Here is a 421-nt window from a genome sequence, read left to right as displayed (position 1 = left end):
TTTGATCATTCATACAAACTTCGTATTCACAATCATCAACGGCTCCATCATATTTAAAATATCGGAGGATTGAATATGCCAAAACCAAGGAAGGAACAGGTGAGTCTTGAGGCTACGCCTTATTATCACTGTGTATCCCGCTGTGTACGTAAAGCATTTTTATGCGGTTATGATTCCCACAGCGAAGTAAGCTATGAGCATCGACGCGCGTGGCTTGAAGAAGCATTGCTGGAGCAAGCGCAAGTCTTTGCCATTGATATTGCAGCCTACGCCATCATGTCCAATCACTATCACGTGGTGTTACACGTCAATCAAAAACAAGCTGAGCACTGGGATATTGATGAGGTTATTGATCGCTGGCATAAGCTGTACAAAGGCAACGCCCTTAGCCAACGTTATTTAAGCGATCCTAATTTTTCGA

Annotated in this window: 1 protein-coding gene; it reads left to right on the top strand. The window is 43.2% G+C overall.

Features of this window, described 5'->3' with window-relative positions; genetic code table 11:
* Positions 1–75: 75 nt before the first annotated feature.
* The coding region (locus ABWV45_RS15500) for a transposase (RefSeq protein WP_502914692.1) at positions 76–421 on the top strand (346 nt) is incomplete at its 3' end.

The organism is Oceaniserpentilla sp. 4NH20-0058, from assembly GCF_040371755.1.
GTDB lineage: Bacteria > Pseudomonadota > Gammaproteobacteria > Pseudomonadales > Oceanobacteraceae > Bermanella.
The sequence above is the reverse complement of the archived record's forward strand: the minus strand, read 5'-3'. Positions and strand labels throughout refer to the sequence as shown.